We start from the raw sequence: 16,649 nt of genomic DNA, 5'->3' as shown, positions 1-16,649 counted from the left end.
CCACCGCCCGAGAAGAGGCCACCCTTGATCTTCGACAAGCTGCTGGCTCTGCCCAGCGACGCCGAGCCCTGGATCGTCGACCATCAGCCGATCATCGTCGCCGCCCAGGACGAGCGGATCGCCCCGAGCGAGATAGCGGACGCCGCCGCGCGGGCCGCCACCGCGCTCCGCTCCCGCGGAGTCGTCCCGGGGGAGCGGTGCGTCGTCTGGCTGGAGTCCCCGACCGACATCATCGTCGCCTACGCGGCCATCACCGCGCTCGACGCCGTGCCCATCCTCCTCAGCCCGACCCTCCCTGGCCCCGTCGCCGCCTCGATGGTGGAGAACGTCTCCCGGATCACCGCCGTGATCGCCACCGACGACCGTCTCGCGACCAGCGAGAAGACCTTCCCGGACATCGGCCGCCTCGTCGACTGGCGTGACATCGCCGCCGAACTCCCGGGCCACCGACGGATTTCCCGACGCCGCGAGGTGGTCTCCGACGCGCCGTACGTCATCGTCCACACCTCCGGCACCACCGGCACCCCCAAACTGGCCGAGTGCTCCAGCGCCAGCATCCGGTTCAACGCACGGGTGCAGGCGGTCATCCACTGGCTGTCCCGCCTGGACGGACATCTCGCCCTGGTCATCTCCCCGGTGCACGGCCGGACCGTGGTCGGCATCCTCGCCGCGCTCATGCGGCGGGCGCCCCTCCTGCTGCTGCAGGACGACTCACCGGACAACGTGGACCGGATGCTCAAGCGCCACCGGCCCGTCTACCTGGAGACCCACCCCAACACCTTCCGCGCCTGGCAGCACCTCGCGCCCGGCGGCGCGTTCCGCTCGATCCGCTTCTTCGGCGCCGGATTCGACGTCATCCACCCCGACACGGTCGGCGCACTGCTCGCGGGCTCGGCCCACCGGTTCGCCGTCTGCGTAGAGGTCTACGGACAGAACGAGACCGGCCCCATCGCCATCCGAAGCCATCTGAAGGGCATGCAGAGGGCGACACGCGCACTGCGCCGGATCCAGCGGTCCAAGCTGCTGCGCGGGCACCCCGCCGGCCAGCACTTCCCGTTCTGCCGGGTCCGTATCGTCGACGACTCGGGGCGCACGGTACCGGCCGGCACCCCTGGCAGGATGGTGGTCAACACCCCCGGTGTCTTCTCCGGCTACATCAACCGGCCGGACCTGACCTCCCGGAACTACCCCGACAACCGCTGGTGGGACACCGGCGACTGGGGAACGAAGTCGCGCACCGGCCGCATCACCCTCATCGACCGCCAGGTCGACAAGGTCTCCGGCGCCATCAGCGGCATCGGCATCGAGGACATCCTGCTGGAGAAGTTCCCCGAGTTCCTGGAACTGGTCGTCCTGGAGATGGACGGAACCCTCCAGCCCGTCCTCTCGCTGCGCCCCGGCACCGAGTTCCGGCAGCGCGCCTGGGCGTCCGCGGCAGGCCGGCTGCCGAAGATGGCCGAGCCCGTCGTCGTCCCCGACAGCGACTTCCCCCGGACCGTCACCGGGAAAATCCAGCGGGAGCAGCTGAAGAAGACGCTGGCCGATCAGAGCCCGGCCGTCCAGAGCCGTTCCGTACGCCTTTGAGGGAGCGTTCCTATGACCGCCACCAGCGCGTCCGGGGCCACCAAGAACTCAACGGCCTCGAAGGCCATGGGATACGTCCGGCTGGGCAAGGTCCGGATCTATCACCACGCCTACGGTTGGATCCTCGCCCTGCTCCTGCTGCGCCTGGACGGCCACGTGGGAAGAGACACCGCGCCCGCGCTCGCCCTGCTCCTGCTGATGGTGCTCGCCACCCAGTGGAGCGGGGGAGCCGCCGACGACCTCGGCGGATTCCGGGACGGCAGCGACGCCCGTAACTACGCGGGCCGGCCACCCGGCACCGTCGCCAAGAAGCCCCTGCTGACCGGGGCGCTGACGGAGGCGGAGGCGGTCCGGTTCGGAGTCGTGATGTGGGTGATCGCCGTCGCGGCGGGGCTCATCGCCGTGTTCACCCTGGACGGCAGGGCGCCACTGGCAGCCGTGCTCGTGATGCTCGTGGGCCAGATCGCCTCGGTGCAGTACTCGACAGGACTGAAGCTCAGCTATCTGCCGGGCGGCCTCGAAGTCACCATCTTCTACGTGATCGGCTGCATCGGCCTGGTGCCGTACTGGCTGGTCGCCGGCCATGTCACCGCCGAGGCCCTGTTCACCGCGGCCCTCGTGGGGGTGTGGTTCCTGCTGATCGTGTCCTACGGCAACGCCTCCGACAAAGAGGGTGACTCCGAGGTGTCCCGGCACACCATGGCCGTGCTGCTGCCGCTCGGCGGCTTCAAGGTCTTCCTGTCCCTGCTCTTCGTCGCCAGCGTCACCCTGCTGACCTTGCTGTTCACCATCACCCGGTTCGACCCGCTGCTCGCACTGACGGTCGTGCCGGTCGTCGTCCTGCACGCCGTGCAGCTCTACTTCGGCGCCGGAAAGGAAGAGTGGCGCAAGGCGCGGTTCATCGGGCTCAGCTCGGTCGACCTGGGCTGCCTGGGACTGGCACTCGCCTTCGTACTGGCATGAGGGAAGCAGCGAACGCCGACATGACGGCGGCCTACATCACGGGCATCGGCGGGGCGGACACGATCCGGGTGGGCCGGCTGGCCAGGCCCGTCCCCGGCCCGGACGAAGCGCTCGTCCGCGTCGACGCGGTGGCCGCCAATCACGTCGACACCTTCGTCCGCTCCGGTGCGTACGCGACCGACGTGCCCTTTCCCTTCGTGATCGGACGGGACCTGGTCGGCACCGTCGCGGTGCCCGCCGGTCCCTTCGCCGCCGGCGACCGGGTGTGGTGCAACAGCCTCGGCCACGACGGCAGACAGGGCTCGTTCGCCCAGTACGCCGCCGTGCCGGTGGACCGGCTGTATCCACTGCCCGCCGGAGTCGACCCGCAGCGCGCGGTGGCCGTACTGCACACGGCGGCCACCGCGCACCTCGGCCTGTTCCGCACCGCCCGCCTCCGGGAGGGCGAGACGATCCTCGTCCAGGGCGGCGGAGGCGGAGTCGGCAGTGCCGTGGTCCGGCTCGCGGCCACGGCCGGTGCGCGGGTCGTCGTCGTCGACCGTGCCGAGAACGCCGAGTGGTGCCGCGCCCGCGGAGCCGACCAGGTGCTCGACCGCGACGACCCGAAAACACCCGAGGCCGTCCGTGACCTGGCGCCCGGCGGAGTGGACGTGCTGTGGGACTGCTCCGGGCACCACGACTTCGAGACGACCGTCCCGTTGCTCGCACGCGGCGGTCGCGTCGTGCTCACGGCCGGGCTCCGGGTACGCGCCGTCCTGCCCGTCGGCGCCGTGTACACCCGGGACATCAGCGTGCGCGGCTTCGTCATCAGCAACGCGTCCGCGGCCGAACTGGCCGAAGCCGCCGAGGACATCAACCGCGAACTGGCGCGAGGCCGCCTCAAGGGCAGGGTCCGGGCCACGCTTCCGCTGACCGAGGCCGCCCGCGCCCACCGCATGCTGGAGGGCCGCGAGGGCGCGGGCGCCCCGGGCCGCGTGGTGCTGCTCCCCGAAGACCCGGGCGACAGCGTCTGAACAGGGCCGACAAGGAAGGAAGGCACACGTGCCGCGTCTGCTGAGCAAGGAATGGTGGGAAGAGCGGGTCCTGCGCATGTACGACTCGTGGCGGGACCCGGTGACCTGGCATGTCACCGAGACGCCCGACGGCCCGCAGGACCTGCGGCAGTTCAAGAGGCGCCGCTTCGCCCTGCTCGTCACCTACAAGCGCGACGGTGACGCCGTACCGTCGGCGATGTGGTTCGGGCTCAAGGACGGCCGGGCCTATCTGCGGACCGGCTGCGACTCCTGGAAGGTGCGGCGCATGCGGAACAACCCGCAGGTCCTGTTCGCGCCGTCCAACATCCGGGGCAAGCCGAAGGGCGCGGTCCTCGCGTGCACGGCGCGCATCCTTCCGGCCGAGGAGAAACCGGCAGCCGCGCGGATCATCGCGGGCGCCTACGGCACCGGCCGCAAGCTCTACGACCGTACGGTCGCCACGGTCTACGAGGAGGCGGCCTACATCGAGATCACACCCAACGCCCTGCTGAGGGCGGAGGCGCAGGCGCGGGCGGAGGAAGAGGCAGCCGAGCGGCGGGTGGAACAGGCACGGGACTGACTGAGCGGCGTCCGCAGGCGTATGTCGGGCGTGTCCGGGGGGTGTCTCCTTCCCCGGTCACTCCCGACGGCCGCGCAGCTCCTGGTGTTCGCGCAGGCCGGCCTTGGCGTGCAGTGCCCGCAGCGGCTTCGGCGCCCACCAGTTGCCCTTCCCGAACAACCGCATGAACGCGGGCACCAGGATGCCCCGCACCAGAGTGGCGTCCATCAGGACCGCCAGCGCCAGCCCGAGTCCGATCGCCTTGAGATAGACGATGCCCGAGATGAGGAAGCCCAGGAACACGATGGAGATCAGCACCGCCGCGGCCGTGATCATCGAGCCGGTACGTTCGAGCCCGCGGGCCACCGACGCCGTGTTGTCGCCGGTTCTGTCGTACTCCTCCTTGATACGGGACAGCAGGAACACCTCGTAGTCCATCGACAGCCCGAACGCGAGGCAGAACAGCAGCAGCGGCACGGTCCAGGTGATCGAGTCCGTCACCACGAAGTCCCCGACGACGCCCCGCAGATGGCCTTCCTGGAACCCCCACACCAGTACGCCCAGCGTGGCGCTCAGGCTCAGGCAGTTGAGGACCAGCGCCTTGAGGGGGAGCAGCAGACTGCCGGTGAAGAGGAACAGCGCCACGAAGGAGCTGACCGCGATCACGGCGAGGGCGGCGGGCAGTCGGGCCTTCATCGAGTCGATGGAGTCGGTGAGTTCCGCCGCGGGTCCGCCCACCTGCACGGCGTACGGGGCCGGGAGGCTTCGCAGGTGTTCCACCAACTGCCGGCCCTGCTCCGACATCGACTGCTCGCGCGGCACCACGGACAGGTAGGTGCTGTCCTGGGCGCCGAACCGCGCGGAGTGGGCCGACGGCCGTTGCACGAGCCGGCCTCCGGCGAAGGTCCCGGCCTCGCTGTCCACCCGCGCCACCCCGTCGAGCCCGGACAGCCGCTCGGCGTACGGGGCCACCTCGCGGACGCCGGGTGCCGGCGTGCCGCTGAGGACCACGTTGAGCGCCTGGGTCTCCTGCGCCCGGAAGTTGTCCCGGATGACGCCACCGACCTGCCGGGCCTGGCTGTCGGCCGGGAGCACCCGCTCGTCCGGCAGGCTCAGCCGCAGGCCGAGGAAGGGTGCGCCGAGCAGCAGCAGGAGCGCGACGACGGCGCCGGCGACCGGCAGCGGGAACCGCATGACACCCATCGCGAGCCGGTGCCAGAATCCCTCCTCGGCCGGGCGTTCCCCGGCCGCCTGTCCGTCGCCCCCCTGTGCCGCGGCCTTCGCGGAGCGACGGCCGGGGAGCCGCCCCTTCTCGATGCGGTGGTCCAGCACCTTCAGCAGCGCGGGCAGGAAGGTGAGCGAGACGAGGGCGGCGAGCAGGGCGGTCGGGATCCCGGCGTACGCGAACGAGCGCAGGTAGTAGAACGGGAACACCAGCAGCGCGGCGAGTGCCAGGGTGACCGTCACCGAGGAGAACAGCACGGTACGGCCCGCCGTGCGCAGCATCAGAGTGATCGCCTGGTCGGTCCCGGCACCTCGGTCCCGTTCCTCCCGGTAGCGCTTGATGAGGATCAGGCTGTAGTCGATGGCGAGGCCGAGACCCAGTCCGGTGGCGACGTTGCTCGCCAGCGCGGAGACCTCGGTGAACAGGGTCAGGACACGGATGACCAGGAGGACGGACAGGATCGTCAGCCCGCTGACCAGCAGCGGCACCAGGGCGGCGACCACACTGCGGAACACGAACAGCATCACGACGAGCAGGACCGGGAAGGTCACCGCCTCGATCTTGATGAGGTCCTTCTCCGTGGTCTCGGACATCTCCTTGTCGGCCAGGGCGTTGCCGCCCACCCGGACGTCCAGCCCTTGGGGTGTGTGCCGGTAGCGGTCTTCCAGCCGTTCGAAGGTGTCCTGCACCTGGTCCTCGTCGCCGGAGATCCGCGCCATCACCAGGGCTCGGCGCCCGTCCTTCCCGCGCAGCGGCTCGGCCCTGCCCAACGACCAGTAGGAGACGGCCTGTTCGACCCCTTCTTCACGGGCCACCCGGGTGGTGAGCCGCGCGCCCGCTGCGGCGACGGCGGGGGAGTCCACACCTCGCTCGTCCGAGACCAGGAGGACGAGGTCCGGGGCGCCCGCCCCGAAGCGGTCGTCCATCGCCTTCGCGGTTCTCGCCGACTCCGTCGAGTCGTCGACGAACCCTCCGGCGGACAGTTCCTGGAGCACGCTCCCACCGAACGCACCCGCGACGACGAGCAGGACTCCGGAGAGGTACAGCACGAGTCTGCCGCGGCGGCAGGCGAGTCGGGCCAGTGAGGCGAACACTTCGGCTAACTCCTCCCGCGCCGTGACGTCCTGGCCGAGCGGTTCACCCTCAGTGCGCGCAGCAGCGTGGCGGGAGCGGCCAGGGAACGGGGATGGCTGCGCATATAGGTCACGGAGTTGAACCGCACGGCGACTTCCCGGTCCGTGAGGGAAGCCTCGGCGATCTGCTCGGCGAACCACTTCGTGAGGCGGTAGCCGCGCGGGTAGGGGCCGTGCACGTCGGGGCGGGCCAGGTCGGCGGCGGTCGATATCTGCCAGGCCGCGTCCACCACGACACGCTGGTCGGTCAAGAAGGCGCGGGCGGGCCCGCGCAGGTCCGGCGCCGACCGCAGGTGGTGCGAGAGGGCGGACGCGTGCAGGGCCGCCGACGACATGCCCTGTCCGTAGATCGGGTTGAACGAGGCGACCGCGTCACCGACGCTGATCAGCCGCGCCGGGAACCGTTTCAGCAGGTGGTAGTCGCGGCGGCGGCTGTCGGCCTGGTGGTAGGTGAGGATGTCGCCGAGCTGTTCGCCCTCGACCGCCTCGCGGTACACGGGCGGCAGCTCGCCGCACAGCTTCCGGAACTCGTCCACGTCCCGGATCGGGGGTTGTTTCCCGTAGTTGGCCAGGGTGATCAGCCAGCGGTCGTCCTCGATGGCGGTGATCGCGCCGCTCGCCACCCGGGGAGGGACCGCGGTGGGGGTGCGGTAGGCGATGGCCGCGGCCAGTTCGGGGTCGCCCGTGGTGCGCCGGAAGTAGCCGGTGGCGTAATCGATGTCGATGGCCATCCTGCGCATCGTGGGCCGTTCCCAGCCCGCCTTCTCCAGCCAGTCGCCCAGTTTGCTCGCCCGCCCCATCGCGTCGACGACGAAGTCGGCGTCCTCGACCCACTCTCCGCCTCCGCCTCCGCCGCCGGCCCCGGCATCGGGGCGGGTGACCGGGCCGCACCGCACTCCACTGACGGCAGCACCGCGGAACTCCAGGCCCGTGGCACGGCAGGTGAGCACCTTTACGTTCGGCAGGGCCAGGGTGCGGCGGCGTACCAGCGCCTCCAGGAACGGCCTGCTGCTCGAAATCAGCCCCATCGCGCCGTCGCTGACCTTCGGGACGCCGTCCGCGTAGGCCCGGATGGTGTACGGCGACGACACGATCGCGCCGCCCGCCCTGGCCTCTTCCTCGAAGCCCGGGAACAGTCGCTGGAGTTGCATCCGGCCGCCGTGCATCAGGGTGTGCAACTGCCCGTCGTGCGGGGTGCCCGGCCGTGCGGCGGCGGCCGGGGGCAGGGAGTCCCGCTCGATGATCACCACGCTCTCGGCGTGGTCGGAGAGCACCCGTGCCGCCAGCAGCCCGGCGAGACTCCCGCCGAGCACCACGGCCTTGCCCATCAGCGTCCGTGTTCTCACGAGGGGCTCGTCGGTACTGAGGCGGGCGAACACTCGGGCGGCAGACTCGGACACGAGAACCTCCAGACAGATCGCCGGCACCATCCGGCCGCTTCGGGGCGCGCACGCATGTGTCCGACGAAGGGAGTGAGGTGTGCCCGTCCGCCCGATTCCAACGTTCCGCCGCAGCCCGGTCACCCATGTTTCATCGCGCCTCGGAACGGCGCAAGAACCATCTGCCGCGGGTGGACCACGACTTGCCTTTGGCGGAAAAACATCTTCCGGGGCGGCTGTTGCTTGACGAACGGGAACGCGCGAGCCCATCGCCCGCCGCTCCTTCCTCAACACGGGGCCCGCAACGGACTGCCCACGAGCCGGCCCGCCATCGCTCCGAGCGAGTCGGCGTCGGGCGTTTCCGGTACTCCGCGTTCTGGACGAGGGGGCGGTCAGTGGCCTCCTCGGTTCTCGACACAGGGCCCAGTTCCGGGCTGCGGCTCGGCGTAGGCGCCGTGCACCTCGCTCTGTCCGAAGGCAAGCGCGCCCAAGGAGAAGTCTCGGCCGGGCTCATCCGGAGGGAACTGGAGAAGGTCCGGGAGGAGGGTGGTTCCGGCGCGTACGGCGTCTTCGGCGAGCAGCGGATCGCGGCGGCGCTGAAGCGTCTCGGCTGCGGCAAGGAGCACGGTGTCTACATCGGGAACGGGTTCTACAGCGTCCACACGGGAGTCGTGTGCGTGTCCGGGTATGTGAAGAAGGACGAGCGGAGGTACTCATGCGGCGGCGGGCTCCATGAAGGGCAGCGAAACCACCGGCCCACGCCTCCCGGTCGAGAGGCGTGGGCCGGCGAACGTACGGAGTCCTGCCTGTCCTACTTGAGAGTGAGCGCGTAGACCTGCACCCGAGGATCGTTCTGCAGGCCGATGGAACGCACCGTCTTCGACGCGTCGAGGTCCGCCGAGGCACCGAACAGACGCACCGGCGGACCGTCCACACCCTGCCCGCGCTTGATCCGGTGCGGCATCTCCAGCACCACGGAGCTGCCCTGTGGCGTCGATCCCGCCCAGTCACCCACGGGGACGGGCACTTCGGCGGTGGTTCCGTCGGTGTAGCGGACGGTCAGCGCGGTCGTCACCGGGCCGTGGTGGGCCACGGCGACCACGCGCAGCGCGCCGTACGACCCGGCCGGGAGCAGCATGGACTGACCGCGGGCCTCGACGAAGTTCTCGGCCGTGCCGGACGGATCGGGAGCGTCGTAGGTCACGCCGCCCCAGCCGACCGGACCCGCCGCGGGCAGCAGGTCACCGTCGAAGCTCCATCCGCCCCCGTCGAAGTCGCCCTGGTCGGACGCCGCGACGGTCGCGGTTCCGTCGTGGTTCGCCTCCTTGCCGAGGTCCACGGCGCACTGATCGTCGATGTCCGGCGCGCAGCGGGCCGCGGCGCGTACCTCGATGGTCGCGACCCGTTCCACGCTCTTCACGCCCTTCGCCGCCGCCGTGATCCGCACGGTGTACGAACCCGGAGCGGTCCCGGCCGGCACGCTCACGTCCACTGTCGCGGTCCGCTGGACCGGAAGGCGGTGGGACGTGAGGGAGAAGGGCTCCGAGGCCTTCGCGGTCCAGTCGCCGGGAGCCTTCGCGCCGACGGCCACCCGCAGTGTGCCGGGGGACTGGCCCAGCACGTCCAGCTTCAGGCGGACGTTCTGCGCGCTGTCGGACGTCGGCAGGACGTCGGAGACGGTACGGAGCGACGCGTCGAGGTTCCGGCGGGAATCGGCTGCCGCGCGGTTCACGGACGGTGGCTCGGCGCCCTTGCCCGTGCCCCATGCTGACGGCTTGCCGGTCATCTCGAAGGCGAGGTTTCCGCCCTTGGCGACCGCGTCCCAGTCCAGCCAGGTGGCGCGCAGGTTCTTCCCGCCGAACTTCGCCTGCTGCACATAGCGTTGGGTGTCGCTCGTACCCGGTGCCTTGACGGTCAGGGTGCCGCCCTGCTCGTTCCCGTAGGCGCCGATGCGAATCTCCGCGGAGGGGAACTGCGGGCTGGAGACGGCGAGGAAGTCACCGCCGTTCGTCGTCGGGTACAGGCCCAGCGAGGAGAAGACGTACCAGGCCGACATGGTGCCCAGGTCGTCATTGCCGGTCATGCCGTCGGGCCCGTCGGTGAAGAGCGTCATCGCGGCGCGGACCACGGTGGCGGTCTTGGCGGGTGCGCCTGCCCACAGATACATGTACGGGGCGTGCAGGTCCGGCTCGTTGTTCGGGTTGTAGGTCGGCTTCCCGTAGTAGTCGTACGGTGCCGAGATCCAGTCCTCGCGAGCGGTCTTGGCGGGGTCCGCGAGGAGTTTGTCGTAGGCGAAGAAGGAGTCGAGCCGCTTCTCGGTCTCGCGCTTGCCGCCCATCAGGGAGACGAGCCCGGCCGGGTCCTGGGGCGCCAGCCACTGGTACTGGTAGGCGCCGCCCTCATGGAACTGGTGGCCCGCCTCGACGGGGTCGTAGGGCGTCAGCCAGGTGCCGTCGGTCGTACGCGGCCGGAACTGCTGGATGGAGGAGTCCCACAGGTTCCGGTACCACTGGCCGCGCGCCGCGAACATCCGGGCGTCCGCACGGTGTCCCAGCCCCTTGGCCATCAGCGCCAGCGACGCGTCCGCAGCCGCGTACTCCATGGTCGCCGAGGCGGGATGGCGGCAGTCGTTGTCACCGCCCTTGTCCGCGCAGTCCTTCCCCGGCTCCAGCCCGCTGGGTAGGTAGCCACGCTTCTGGTACGCGTCCACTCCCGCACGGCCGTTGTAGGGGGAGTCGGCCGGTGGCGTACTGACCGCGTTCTTCCTCAGAAGCGCGTACGCCTCCTTCTCGTGGCCCGCCAGCAGGCCCTTGGACCACGCCTCGACCAGGAAGGGGGTCACCGGGTCGCCGGTCATGATGTTGGTCTCGCTGTTGGCGAGCGACCAGCGCGGCAGCCAGCCGCCGTCCCGCCCGATCGCGACGACCGACAGCGCGACATCACGGGCGACCTTCGGCTGCAGCATCTGGAGCAGTTGGTTCTGCGGCCGGTGGGTGTCCCACAGTGACAGGTTCTGGTAGGGCGTGAACCCCGACGCCAGATGGTTCTTCCCGTCGAAGCCCGCGTATCGGCCGTCGACGTCTCCCGCGAGGTTGGGGTGCAGCTGCGCGTGATAGAGGGCGGTGTAGAACGCGCGTTGCCGCTCGGCCGACCCGCCGCCGATCTTGACGGCGTCGAGCTGCCGCTCCCAGGTCGCGTGCAGCGCCGCACGCGTGGCGTCGAAGTCGTACGAGTCCTGCGTCTCCGCGGTCAGGTTCGTGCGCGCGCCTTCGATGCCCGTGTAGGAGAGCCCCACCTTGACGACGACGTCACGATCGGCGTCGGCGTCGAAGGTCACCCAGGCGCCGTTCTCGCCCTCACCGGCGGCGTCCCGTTCACCGGGCGTGGGAGTGGTCCCGCGCCAGGCGCCGTGCGAGGCGAACGGCCTGTCGAAGGTCGCGGTGAAGTAGACGGTGTGCTTGTCCTTGCCCGCGCAGAAGTTGCCCGCCTCGACACGGCCCTCGACGGTCCGGTCGCCGACGACATGCACTTCGGAGCTGTAGACCTTCTGGTTGGCCCTGCCCGTGTTGAACAGGACGTTGGCGCGGTCGGTCGACGGGAAGGTGTAGCGCTGCCATCCCGTGCGGGAGGTGGCGGTCAGCTCGGCGTCGATGTCGTACGACTTCAACCCGACGCGGTAGTAACCGGGTTCGGCGTCCTCGTCGTCGTGCGAGAACGTCGACCGGTAGGAGTTCGGGTCGACGCTGTCGACCGCTCCGGTCGTCGGCATGATCGGCAGCTCACCCATGACGGAGCAGCCGACACCGGAGAGGTGGGTCTGGCTGAACCCGTGGATCTTGTCCTGCTGGTAGTCGTAGCCGCCCTGGCCGCCGGTGTCCGGGCTGACCTGGACCATGCCGAACGGAGCGCTCGCGCCGGGGAAGGTGTTGCCGAAGTTCTGCGTGCCGATGAACGGGTTGACCAGGGAGATCGGTTGAGCGGCGGCCGCTGGTGACTGGGCGACGGCAGGCGCCGGGGCCAGGGCGCCCCCGGCAACGAGCAGTGCGGCGAGGACTGTCGATGCGCGGTTACGCAATCGGTGGAGGGGTCTGTGCATGGAAGCGGTCTCCTGTTCCTCACTCTTCAGGTGCTGCGCACGGAAAGAAGCGCCGGCCCGAAGGGGCCGGCGCTCGTGTATGTGTGTGCCTCTGGCGCGGGGATTCGGCACGGGGAAGGAAGCGGTGTGCAGGTCATCGCGTCGAGCCCCCCTCGCAGCGCAATCAACGGCATCCGGCTGGCTGGAAGCGGACTAGATCATGCGTCTGACATCGTTGTCAAGACTTCCGACACGGACCGGTGGCGGTACATCGGATCGTGGTCGCACGCGAGCGGTCGCGGACCGGACATCGACCGGTGGGCGGCTGGTGAGCGGTCGGCCGTGGCCTGCCCGGCGAGCGCTCCGAGGTACGCGGCGGGCGGCCCGTGTCGGGCGGTGGGCGGTGGCTGGGCGCGGTGGCTGGGCGGGGCGGGCGCCGGGGGTGCGGCGTCCCGCTCGTACCCACCCCTCCCAAGGGATCAGGTCTGCGGGCAGGTGACGCGCTCCGGGGTGCGACGGGAGCGGAGCCACTGGGCGAGCAGTGCGAGGCCGGCGAGGAAGGCGACCGTGGCGGCGTAGGCGACGGACGTCTCGTGGAGCCCCGTATGGGTGGCGGCGATCCCGGCGACGACCGCGGGCACGCTGAAGGACAGGTAGGAGATCACGAAGGCCACGGAGAACAGTTCGCCGCGTTCGGAGGGCGCGGCCATACGGGCAAGCGTGCCGAAACTGGCGAGCGAGGAGGCGCCGAAACCGACCCCGGCGACCACCGTGCCGAGTGCCGCGGTGAGCAGCGAGTCCTCCTCGACCCCGGTCAGGGCGACGACCGTGCCGGTGAGCAGGAGGGCGGCGCCGAGAGCGAGGGTGCGGGCGACGGGCCAGCCGCGCAGCGCTATCGCGGTCAGGCAGGCCGGGACGGTCAGCAGGGTGACCACCAGACCGCCGACGACATGACTGGAGAGGCCGAAGAGGCCCACGGCGACCGACGGTCCGAGCGAGAGGTACAGGCCGCCCAGCGCCCAGCTCGCGACGAGGATCGGCACCAGGCGCAGCAGGTCCGCCCGCAGGTGGGGTGCCACCTTGAGGCGGGGCTGGAGCGAGCGGGCGGCGCCGGGCCGCCGCAGCGAGGTCTCGGGCAGAGCGGTGACCACGGCCGCGGCCAGGACGAGGCCCGCCAGCAGCAGCACGTACACGAGCCGGGTGGGGTGTGGCCCGTACTCGACGAGGAAGCCGCATCCCAGAGCGCCGAGGCCCAGCCCGAAGGTGGGTGCGGCGCCGGTGACGACGCCGGCGCGGTGCGGCGCGTGGGTGGGGTTCAGGTCGGCCAGAGCCGCACCGAGAGCCGTCATGGCGGCCCCGGTGGCGACGCCCTGGACCAGTCGCGCGGTCAGCAGCATCGACACGCTGTCCGCGACGAGGAAGAGCGCCATCGACGCGGCTTCCAGCGCGATCGCGGAAAGCAGTACCGGCCGGCGGCCGAGATGGTCGGACAGGGAGCCGAGCACCAGCAGCGCCGCGATCATTCCCAGCACGTAGACGGCGAACACCGTGGTGAGGGTGGTCGCGGAGAAGTCCCAGCGCTGCTGGTAGACGACGTAGAGGGGGGACGGCGCGCTGGACGCGGCCATGAAGAGCACGAAGACGACGGCGATGGCGGCGAAGGCGGTCGGGCGGTTGAGCTCGCGGCGGCTTCGACGGCGCGGGGCGGTATCGGGCGGGGGCGGTATCTGGTTGTCGGGCAGGGCGGAGACGGACACGACTCTCTCCAAACGCAGTGATCGATGCGTTAAGGACGCTACCACTAACGCAACGATCAGTGCGATAATTTCCCCATGGTTGACGCTCAAGCTCAGGTACGCCCCGGTGGTCGCTCGGCGAAGGTCCGCGCGGCCGTACACCACGCCGTCGCGCAGCTCCTCGCGGAGGAGCCCGTGGAAGCCCTGACGATTCCCGCCATCGCCGCCCGCGCGGGCGTGCACCCGACCACGGTGTACCGGCGCTGGGGCTCAGCCGCTCAGCTCCTGGGCGACGTGGCCACCAGCCGGTTCAGCGGTGACGTCGTCGTGCCCGACACCGGGACTCTCACCGGTGACCTGGAGCGCTGGCTGGGGGACGTGGCCACCGACCTCGCGGACCCCGACACCCTCGCCCTCATGCGCGCCACCATCGGCTCCGGGCCGGAAGGCGGCTGCGCCTGCATCGGGGAGCGCCACGAGCAGCTGAGCGCCATGATCGAGCGCGAACGCTCCCGCGGCGGCCGTACCCCCGAGGTGGAGAACGCCGCCGACCTCCTGCTCGGACCGCTGTACTACCGCGCCATCTTCAGTGCTCAGCCGGCCTCCGGCGACTGGGCGCGAGAACTGGTGGCCACCTTCCTCGCGGCGTCCAAGGCGCTGGCCTGAACTCGACGCGAGGGCCGTGCGGCGAACCCGTACGACGCGTCGGCGGTCAGTGTTCGGCACCGGCCGCCGCGAGGGCGATCAGGGGCGCGCGGCGCGCGCCGGTCCGCCCTCTGGGCCGCCGTACGGGCGCCGGCGCCCCGGCTGTAATCGGTCCGTGTCTGGCCGGTGAGGTGGTGTTTTCTGGGTAAGCGACATCTGGTAAGAGCGCTTCGGCAGTGAGGCGGAACGTATGAATCTGGCTGGGCAGGAAAAAGGCCGGCAGCGACCGACGGACACGTCCGCAGCGGTCACGGCTGTGGTGGAGGGCACCGCGGGGATCGCTGATGCCCGTGACGCGGCCCGCGGATTTTTGGAGTCCTTGCAGGCCGAGCAGGGAATTCCGGTGTCGTCGCGGGCGATCGGAATGGTCCAGCTGGTGGTGTCCGAGCTGGTGACCAACGCCCGCAAACACGCTCCGGGTCCCTGCGTGATGACCCTGGAGGCCGACGGGGAGACCGTCGCCGTGACGGTGTGGGACAGCGGCACCACGTTGCCGCAGATCCTGGCGCCGGACCCCGCTCGGGTCGGACAGCACGGTCTGGAGATCGTCATGGCGGTGTGCCGGAGCTTCGAGGTCCATCGTGAACCGGTCGGCAAGCGCATCCGGGCCTCGGTCGTCCTCGCCGACGACCCGGGCGGGGACGCGGCCGGCCGTCAGTCGATGTGACCACCACCATGTGCCGGAGCCGGCCGCACGCGGCCGGCGCGCACGCACGCACGCCCAGCGCACCGGCTCGCGCTTGGCGCAACTCGCGAACGTGACCACCTGCAGCACGTCGCTGCCACCGTTCGCGCTCCGCAAGGAGACAGCACCGTCTCGCACGCCAAGTGCGCCGCCGAGCCCATGACCCTCGCCGAGCACGAGACCGCCACGGGCGCCTGAATCCGAATCCGCTACAGCCAGGATGCGGGACGAGCCGGGCGAGGCGGACACCTGCGTCCACACGCTCATGAGCGTGGTACGCCCCGGAGCGGCCGTGCGAGCCTGCTCCGGTCATCCCTCTGTACACCACAGCAGTGCGACGGACGGGATGTGGCTCAGAGATAGTAGCCATGGACATTATGTCTATGTACTGTATTCAGTATGAGCAAGGGTTCACCGGGCCCCACGCCCGGCTTTCTGGTGTGGCGGCTCGCCAACAAGTGGCGCGTCGCCGTCGATCGCGCGGTGGCTCCACTGGGTCTCACCCACGCGCAGTACTCGCTGGTCGCGTCACTGCACGGCATGCAGCGCACCGGTGAGCGGCCCAGTCAGCGCCGCCTCGCCGACCACACCGGCCTGGAGGCTCTGTACGTCTCGAAGCTGGCGCGCGCACTGGAGTCGGCCGGTCTGATCGAGCGCACCCGCGATCCCCGCGACCCGCGCGCCGTACAGCTGGCGCTCACCGAGCAGGGCGATGCCGTCACGCGGCAGGCCGTCGCGGTGGTCCAGGAGCTGCTCCAGCAGTTGCTGGAACCCCTCGGCGGCCTCGACGCCCCGCGGACGCGTGCGTTCACCGCCGAGCTGACGACCCTGCTCGACGCACCTCTCGCTCCACCCGTACCGAACGACGAGAGTGCTTGACGCAAGTAATCGACGAGAGAAATCAGGGGGACGACAACAAGATGACCACCGCATCCACGACCACCCCATCCACCGCCGGCGCACCCGTCGCCAACGCCCGCGACCTCGCCCTGGCCCACTACGCCGCACGCGGCGTCCTTGAGCACGTCCTGACCCGGCACGGCGCCACGTTCCAGCAGCAGATCGCCCTGCGCGCCGCCGTCACCTCCGATGCCCCGCAGACACCGGATGATCTCCTCGCCCGCGTCCATGAGTCGCTCAAGGCGGATCCGGCCGACATCCGCGCCACGCTCGACGAACTGCTGGCCAGGAATCTGCTCGTCGACGACGGGGTTCACCTCCGCCCCACCGACGCCGGGCGCGAGCTGATCGCCGCCGTGGGTGCGGAGACCGCCCCCTTCTCCGCCCGCATCTGGGGCGGGATACCTACGGAGGACCTGGCCGCCGCCGGCCGCGTCCTGGCCGTCGTCACCGAGCGCGCCAACGCGGAGCTGGCGGTGCTGAACGGGTGACCGACCGATGCGAACCCCACCTGCCCTTGCCCGGAGCACCGTCCCGGACGAGTTCCTGAGCGAGCGCGGTTTCGGGCCGGTGGCCGCCGACCCGAAACCGCGCCGACGAGCTCGACCGTCACGACACCGGCTCGGATCGCCCCCTCCGGCTTGCTCCACCCCTGAGGCCTGCCCTGTCCGGAACGGCCCAGCGCGCACATG

The 16,649-nt window shown here is 70.6% G+C and carries 13 protein-coding genes; 9 read left to right on the top strand and 4 right to left on the bottom strand.

Translation table 11 applies throughout. The features are described from left to right. Positions 1 to 24: 24 nt before the first annotated feature. Genes ACIOKD_RS12215 through ACIOKD_RS12200 form a run of 4 tightly spaced genes read left to right on the top strand, consistent with a single transcriptional unit; the run spans position 25 to position 4,140 of the window. On the top strand, positions 25 to 1,584 hold the full coding sequence (locus ACIOKD_RS12215) for a class I adenylate-forming enzyme family protein (protein WP_402081820.1): 1,560 nt from the start codon (positions 25 to 27) through the stop codon (positions 1,582 to 1,584). Between the two features lie 12 nt (positions 1,585 to 1,596). Then, the gene (locus ACIOKD_RS12210; protein ID WP_402081818.1) at positions 1,597 to 2,547 is read left to right on the top strand and encodes a UbiA family prenyltransferase; all 951 of its coding nucleotides are present in this window, start codon (positions 1,597 to 1,599) and stop codon (positions 2,545 to 2,547) included. Continuing rightward, complete coding sequence (locus tag ACIOKD_RS12205; RefSeq protein ID WP_402081815.1) at positions 2,544 to 3,560, top strand: NADPH:quinone reductase; 1,017 nt, start codon at positions 2,544 to 2,546, stop codon at positions 3,558 to 3,560. The genes ACIOKD_RS12210 and ACIOKD_RS12205 overlap by 4 nt, the downstream gene beginning before the upstream one ends. A gap of 28 nt (positions 3,561 to 3,588) precedes the next feature. Beyond that, a complete protein-coding gene (locus tag ACIOKD_RS12200) occupies positions 3,589 to 4,140 on the top strand; it encodes a PPOX class F420-dependent oxidoreductase (RefSeq protein ID WP_402081813.1) in 552 nt (183 codons plus the stop codon). 57 nt (positions 4,141 to 4,197) lie between these two features. Here ACIOKD_RS12200 and ACIOKD_RS12195 read toward each other — a convergent pair whose 3' ends face one another. Beyond that, positions 4,198 to 6,438 carry an MMPL family transporter gene (locus tag ACIOKD_RS12195; RefSeq protein ID WP_402081810.1) on the bottom strand — a complete coding sequence of 747 codons (2,241 nt, stop codon included), beginning with the start codon at positions 6,436 to 6,438 and terminating at the stop codon, positions 4,198 to 4,200. A gap of 5 nt (positions 6,439 to 6,443) precedes the next feature. Continuing rightward, complete coding sequence (locus ACIOKD_RS12190) at positions 6,444 to 7,877, bottom strand: FAD-dependent oxidoreductase (RefSeq protein WP_402081808.1); 1,434 nt, start codon at positions 7,875 to 7,877, stop codon at positions 6,444 to 6,446. Positions 7,878 to 8,251: 374 nt separating this feature from the next. On the opposite strand from ACIOKD_RS12190, the gene ACIOKD_RS12185 reads away from it, so the two are divergent. Then, a complete protein-coding gene (locus ACIOKD_RS12185; protein WP_402081806.1) occupies positions 8,252 to 8,689 on the top strand; it encodes a hypothetical protein in 438 nt (145 codons plus the stop codon). Here ACIOKD_RS12185 and ACIOKD_RS12180 read toward each other — a convergent pair. Continuing rightward, positions 8,668 to 11,952: a GH92 family glycosyl hydrolase gene (locus ACIOKD_RS12180; RefSeq protein WP_402081804.1), complete on the bottom strand. Its 3,285-nt coding sequence runs from the start codon at positions 11,950 to 11,952 to the stop codon at positions 8,668 to 8,670. The genes ACIOKD_RS12185 and ACIOKD_RS12180 overlap by 22 nt on opposite strands. Before the next feature lie 458 nt (positions 11,953 to 12,410). After that, entirely contained in the window at positions 12,411 to 13,688 is a 1,278-nt protein-coding gene (locus ACIOKD_RS12175; RefSeq protein ID WP_402081800.1) for an MFS transporter, read from the bottom strand. A 75-nt stretch (positions 13,689 to 13,763) separates the two neighbouring features. Here ACIOKD_RS12175 and ACIOKD_RS12170 point away from each other — a divergent pair, with 75 nt between their 5' ends. The 4 genes from ACIOKD_RS12170 (at position 13,764) to ACIOKD_RS12155 (ending at position 16,448) form a co-directional block, all read left to right on the top strand. Next, the gene (locus tag ACIOKD_RS12170) at positions 13,764 to 14,333 is read left to right on the top strand and encodes a TetR/AcrR family transcriptional regulator (protein ID WP_402081797.1); all 570 of its coding nucleotides are present in this window, start codon (positions 13,764 to 13,766) and stop codon (positions 14,331 to 14,333) included. 229 nt (positions 14,334 to 14,562) lie between these two features. Next, positions 14,563 to 15,039, top strand: a complete 477-nt coding sequence (locus ACIOKD_RS12165) for an ATP-binding protein (protein WP_402081794.1) — start codon at positions 14,563 to 14,565, stop codon at positions 15,037 to 15,039. Positions 15,040 to 15,456: 417 nt separating this feature from the next. Then, positions 15,457 to 15,936: a MarR family winged helix-turn-helix transcriptional regulator gene (locus ACIOKD_RS12160; protein WP_402081792.1), complete on the top strand. Its 480-nt coding sequence runs from the start codon at positions 15,457 to 15,459 to the stop codon at positions 15,934 to 15,936. A gap of 41 nt (positions 15,937 to 15,977) precedes the next feature. Further along, complete coding sequence (locus ACIOKD_RS12155; RefSeq protein WP_402081789.1) at positions 15,978 to 16,448, top strand: MarR family transcriptional regulator; 471 nt, start codon at positions 15,978 to 15,980, stop codon at positions 16,446 to 16,448. Positions 16,449 to 16,649 lie beyond the last annotated feature (201 nt).

Origin of the sequence: Streptomyces sp. NPDC087844 (assembly GCF_044742785.1) — a bacterium.
In the GTDB taxonomy this organism is placed as follows: domain Bacteria; phylum Actinomycetota; class Actinomycetes; order Streptomycetales; family Streptomycetaceae; genus Streptomyces.
Note: the sequence above shows the minus strand (reverse complement) of the source record. Positions and strands in the feature narration are given on the sequence as shown.

Coding starts and splice junctions, on each gene's coding strand:
- ACIOKD_RS12160 (WP_402081792.1), top strand. CDS start 15,457: ATGAGCAAGGGTTCACCGGGCCCCACGCCCGGCTTTCTGGTGTGGCGG.
- ACIOKD_RS12180 (WP_402081804.1), bottom strand. CDS start 11,952: ATGCACAGACCCCTCCACCGATTGCGTAACCGCGCATCGACAGTCCTC.
- ACIOKD_RS12170 (WP_402081797.1), top strand. CDS start 13,764: ATGGTTGACGCTCAAGCTCAGGTACGCCCCGGTGGTCGCTCGGCGAAG.
- ACIOKD_RS12205 (WP_402081815.1), top strand. CDS start 2,544: ATGAGGGAAGCAGCGAACGCCGACATGACGGCGGCCTACATCACGGGC.
- ACIOKD_RS12165 (WP_402081794.1), top strand. CDS start 14,563: ATGAATCTGGCTGGGCAGGAAAAAGGCCGGCAGCGACCGACGGACACG.
- ACIOKD_RS12155 (WP_402081789.1), top strand. CDS start 15,978: ATGACCACCGCATCCACGACCACCCCATCCACCGCCGGCGCACCCGTC.
- ACIOKD_RS12210 (WP_402081818.1), top strand. CDS start 1,597: ATGACCGCCACCAGCGCGTCCGGGGCCACCAAGAACTCAACGGCCTCG.